The sequence below is a fragment of the Winogradskyella pelagia genome, from assembly GCF_017581965.1.
In the GTDB taxonomy this organism is placed as follows: domain Bacteria; phylum Bacteroidota; class Bacteroidia; order Flavobacteriales; family Flavobacteriaceae; genus Winogradskyella; species Winogradskyella pelagia.
Window position 1 is genome coordinate 1 of record NZ_JAGEVF010000020.1, and the last position, 5,255, is coordinate 5,255.

Genomic DNA, 5,255 nt, shown 5'->3' on the forward strand with positions numbered 1-5,255 from the left:
TAGAAAACAAAAAAAAGCCCTTTGCATTAAGCAAAGGGCTTTCAAAAAAGGCGGCGACCTACTCTCCCACAAGTAAGCAGTACCATCGGCGCTAACGGGCTTAACTTCTCTGTTCGGAATGGGAAGAGGTGAGCCCCGTCGCTATAACCACCTTAAATCTTTGTCCCGGCGCTGCGGGACCCAATATCGTGACATATGGAAAAGTCTACATGAACATCGTACTATATATCTATAAAAAGAACGGCGTACAATAAGCCTACGGGTTATTAGTACTACTCGGCTGCGCACGTTACCGCACTTGCACCTGTAGCCTATCGACGTGGTCATCTTCCACGACCCTTTAAAGAAATCTCATCTTGTGGTGGGTTTCGCGCTTATATGCTTTCAGCGCTTATCCCTTCCGAACGTAGCTACCCTGCGATGCCCCTGGCGGAACAACAGGTACACTAGAGGTTCGTCCAACTCGGTCCTCTCGTACTAGAGTCAGATCCACTCAAATTTCTAACGCCCACAGTAGATAGAGACCGAACTGTCTCACGACGTTCTGAACCCAGCTCGCGTGCCACTTTAATGGGCGAACAGCCCAACCCTTGGGACCTTCTCCAGCCCCAGGATGTGACGAGCCGACATCGAGGTGCCAAACCCCCCCGTCGATGTGAGCTCTTGGGGGAGATCAGCCTGTTATCCCCGGAGTACCTTTTATCCTTTGAGCGATGGCCCTTCCATACGGAACCACCGGATCACTATGCTCTACTTTCGTACCTGATCGACCTGTATGTCTCTCAGTCAAGCTCCCTTATGCCATTGCACTCTGCGCACGGTTACCAAGCGTGCTGAGGGAACCTTTAGAAGCCTCCGTTACTCTTTTGGAGGCGACCACCCCAGTCAAACTACCCACCAAGCACTGTCCTTCCGCGGAAGTTAGACCCTAGACAAGCAAAGGGTGGTATTTCAACAATGACTCCACAACGCCTGGCGACGCCGCTTCAAAGTCTCCCACCTATCCTACACATTACTTGTCCAAGGCCAATACTAAGCTATAGTAAAGGTTCACGGGGTCTTTTCGTCCCACTGCGGGTAAACGGCATCTTCACCGTTACTACAATTTCACCGAGCTCATGGCTGAGACAGTATCCAAATCGTTACACCATTCGTGCAGGTCGGAACTTACCCGACAAGGAATTTCGCTACCTTAGGACCGTTATAGTTACGGCCGCCGTTTACTGGGGCTTCATTTCAGATCTTCGAAGTAAACTTCTAAACCCTCCACTTAACCTTCCAGCACCGGGCAGGTGTCAGGCCCTATACGTCATCTTTCGATTTAGCAGAGCCCTGTGTTTTTGATAAACAGTCGCTTGGATCTTTTCACTGCGGCCTGTCTTGCGACAGGCGACGCTTCTCCCGAAGTTACGCGTCTATTTTGCCTAGTTCCTTAGCCATGAATCTCTCGAGCACCTTAGAATTCTCATCCCAACTACCTGTGTCGGTTTAGGGTACGGGCTGCTTCACTCGCTTTTCTTGGAAGTCGCTTCTCTGGATTATCACCTTGGCCGTAGCCTCAGTGTACTATCGCCGTGTTGCCACTGGCTTCAACGTGCTATTCCGTCAGCACGCACCAAATATACGCCTCCGTCACTTTTAGCGTGAGCAGGTACAGGAATATTAACCTGTTGTCCATCCACTACCCCTTTCGGGTTCGCGTTAGGTCCCGACTGACCCTCAGCTGATTAGCATAGCTGAGGAAACCTTAGTCTTTCGGTGTGCGGGTTTCTCGCCCGCATTATCGTTACTTATGCCTACATTTTCTTTTGTAGCTTCTCCAGCAGACCTCGCGATCAACCTTCGACGACACTACAATGCTCCCCTACCACTTTTTCAAGTCCATAGCTTCGGTAGTATGTTTATGCCCGATTATTATCCATGCCGAACCGCTCGACTAGTGAGCTGTTACGCACTCTTTAAATGAATGGCTGCTTCCAAGCCAACATCCTAGCTGTCTAAGCAGTTCAACCTCGTTTGTTCAACTTAACATACATTTGGGGACCTTAGCTGATGGTCTGGGTTCTTTCCCTCTCGGACATGGACCTTAGCACCCATGCCCTCACTGCTGATCAACATTTTATAGCATTCGGAGTTTGTCAGGAATTGGTAGGCGGTGAAGCCCCCGCATCCAATCAGTAGCTCTACCTCTATAAAACTATAAATCAACGCTGCACCTAAATGCATTTCGGGGAGTACGAGCTATTTCCGAGTTTGATTGGCCTTTCACCCCTACCCACAGGTCATCCGAAGACTTTTCAACGTCAACCGGTTCGGGCCTCCACTATGTGTTACCACAGCTTCACCCTGCCCATGGGTAGATCACACGGTTTCGCGTCTACCACTACTGACTATGGCGCCCTGTTCAGACTCGCTTTCGCTGCGGATCCGCACCTGAAGTGCTTAACCTTGCCAGAAACGGTAACTCGTAGGCTCATTATGCAAAAGGCACGCCGTCACCACGAATGGCTCCGACCGCTTGTAAGCGTATGGTTTCAGGTTCTATTTCACTCCCTTGTTCAGGGTTCTTTTCACCTTTCCCTCACGGTACTGGTACACTATCGGTCTCTCAGGAGTATTTAGCCTTATGGGATGGTCCCCACAGATTCACACAGGGTTACACGTGCCCCGCGCTACTCAGGATACCACTATGTCCGCATTCTTTGCCTATACCGGGCTATCACCGTCTATGGCCTGTCTTTCCAAACAGTTCTAGTTCATCGTGCTTCCAATGTCGTGGTCCTACAACCCCAGCATTGCCGTAACAATACTGGTTTGGGCTGGTCCGCGTTCGCTCGCCGCTACTAGCGGAATCACTTTTGTTTTCTTCTCCTCCGGGTACTTAGATGTTTCAGTTCCCCGGGTTCGCCTCCTTACGGATACTATGTCTTCAACATAGCGGGTTGCCCCATTCGGATATCTGCGGATCACATCGTATGTGCCGATCCCCGCAGCTTTTCGCAGCTTATCACGTCCTTCATCGCCTCTGAGAGCCTAGGCATTCCCCATACGCTCTTGTTTAGCTTATTGTACTTTTGTCTTTTTAATGAGTTGTAATTGCTCGTTACAATTACTTTAGTTATATCGGATATTTCTATCCAATATGTTTCATGTATCTTTTCCAATATGTCAATGAACTTTAAAGGCCCAAAAGGGACCAAACGTGGAGAATACCGGAGTCGAACCGGTGACCTCCTGCGTGCAAGGCAGGCGCTCTAGCCAGCTGAGCTAATTCCCCCATTATCGTAGTCGTCAGTCAACGGTTATCGGTTAACGTACTCTATAACGGTTAATCCCAACTTCTAGAATTTCCTTTAATCAGTAGTCTCAGGCAGACTCGAACTGCCGACCTCTACATTATCAGTGTAGCGCTCTAACCAGCTGAGCTATGAGACTCTACTTAATTATTGATATTTTAAATTGACAGCAAAGAACAGACCATCCGTTTCCCCTTTACTCTGAATATGGACGTCTTTCTCTAGAAAGGAGGTGTTCCAGCCGCACCTTCCGGTACGGCTACCTTGTTACGACTTAGCCCTAGTTACCGATTTTACCCTAGGCCGCTCCTTGCGGTGACGGACTTCAGGCACTCCCAGCTTCCATGGCTTGACGGGCGGTGTGTACAAGGCCCGGGAACGTATTCACCGCATCATGGCTGATATGCGATTACTAGCGATTCCAGCTTCACGGAGTCGAGTTGCAGACTCCGATCCGAACTGTGATAGGGTTTATAGATTCGCTCCTGGTCGCCCAGTGGCTGCTCTCTGTCCCTACCATTGTAGCACGTGTGTAGCCCAGGACGTAAGGGCCGTGATGATTTGACGTCATCCCCACCTTCCTCACGGTTTGCACCGGCAGTCTTGCTAGAGTTCCCGACATTACTCGCTGGCAACTAACAACAGGGGTTGCGCTCGTTATAGGACTTAACCTGACACCTCACGGCACGAGCTGACGACAACCATGCAGCACCTTGTAAGTGGTCCGAAGAAATAGCTGTCTCCAGCTAATGCAACTTACATTTAAGCCCTGGTAAGGTTCCTCGCGTATCATCGAATTAAACCACATGCTCCACCGCTTGTGCGGGCCCCCGTCAATTCCTTTGAGTTTCATTCTTGCGAACGTACTCCCCAGGTGGGTCACTTATCACTTTCGCTTAGCCACTCAGACCGAAGTCCGAACAGCTAGTGACCATCGTTTACGGCGTGGACTACCGGGGTATCTAATCCCGTTCGCTCCCCACGCTTTCGTCCATCAGTGTCAATATATTGTTAGTGATCTGCCTTCGCAATCGGTATTCTATGTAATATCTATGCATTTCACCGCTACACTACATATTCTAACCACTTCACAATAATTCAAGACCGGCAGTATCAAAGGCAGTTCTACAGTTGAGCTGCAGGATTTCACCTCTGACTGACCGATCCACCTACGGACCCTTTAAACCCAATGATTCCGGATAACGCTTGCATCCTCCGTATTACCGCGGCTGCTGGCACGGAGTTAGCCGATGCTTATTCTTACGGTACCGTCAGCCCCCTACACGTAGGGGGGTTTCTTCCCGTACAAAAGCAGTTTACAACCCATAGGGCAGTCTTCCTGCACGCGGCATGGCTGGATCAGGCTTCCGCCCATTGTCCAATATTCCTCACTGCTGCCTCCCGTAGGAGTCTGGTCCGTGTCTCAGTACCAGTGTGGGGGATCCCCCTCTCAGGGCCCCTATCTATCGTCGCCATGGTGCGCCGTTACCGCACCATCTAGCTAATAGAACGCATACTCATCTCTTACCGCCGAAACTTTAATATCCTACCGAGGCCGGTAAGATATACCATGGGGTATTAATCTTCGTTTCCAAAGGCTATCTCCCTGTAAGAGGTAGATTGTATACGCGTTACGCACCCGTGCGCCACTCGTCAGCGGAAAAGCAAGCTTCTCCCTGTTACCGTCCGACTTGCATGTGTTAGGCCTGCCGCTAGCGTTCATCCTGAGCCAGGATCAAACTCTTCATCGTTAAATCTTCAAAATTATTCAACGACCAAATGAATTTCAAAAGTACTCAAAATGGCTTGTTCTTTGTCTTGACCAGTACCGTTTCCAGTACCAATCTTACGCTGTCAATTCAATATGTCTATGAACTTTTTTCTTTCCGCTTAACATCCCTTCGGCGTTTTAGCGGGTGCAAATATAAAACCCTTTTTTTATTCCCACAATAAGAATCT

Annotated in this window: 2 tRNA genes and 3 rRNA genes; all 5 read right to left on the reverse strand. The window is 49.6% G+C overall.

Annotated features, from left to right (window positions below):
- Positions 1 to 45 precede the first annotated feature (45 nt).
- Positions 46 to 155: ribosomal RNA gene (rrf, locus tag J4050_RS14905) — 5S ribosomal RNA — on the reverse strand.
- A 91-nt stretch (positions 156 to 246) separates the two neighbouring features.
- Positions 247 to 3,069: ribosomal RNA gene (locus tag J4050_RS14910) — 23S ribosomal RNA — on the reverse strand.
- 134 nt (positions 3,070 to 3,203) lie between these two features.
- Positions 3,204 to 3,277 (reverse strand) — tRNA-Ala (locus J4050_RS14915).
- Between the two features lie 84 nt (positions 3,278 to 3,361).
- Positions 3,362 to 3,435: transfer RNA gene (locus J4050_RS14920), tRNA-Ile, on the reverse strand.
- A gap of 86 nt (positions 3,436 to 3,521) precedes the next feature.
- Positions 3,522 to 5,047, reverse strand: a 16S ribosomal RNA gene (locus J4050_RS14925).
- Together the 16S, 23S and 5S rRNA genes with 2 tRNA genes alongside form the textbook arrangement of a ribosomal RNA operon.
- Between the last annotated feature and the right edge of the window lie 208 nt (positions 5,048 to 5,255).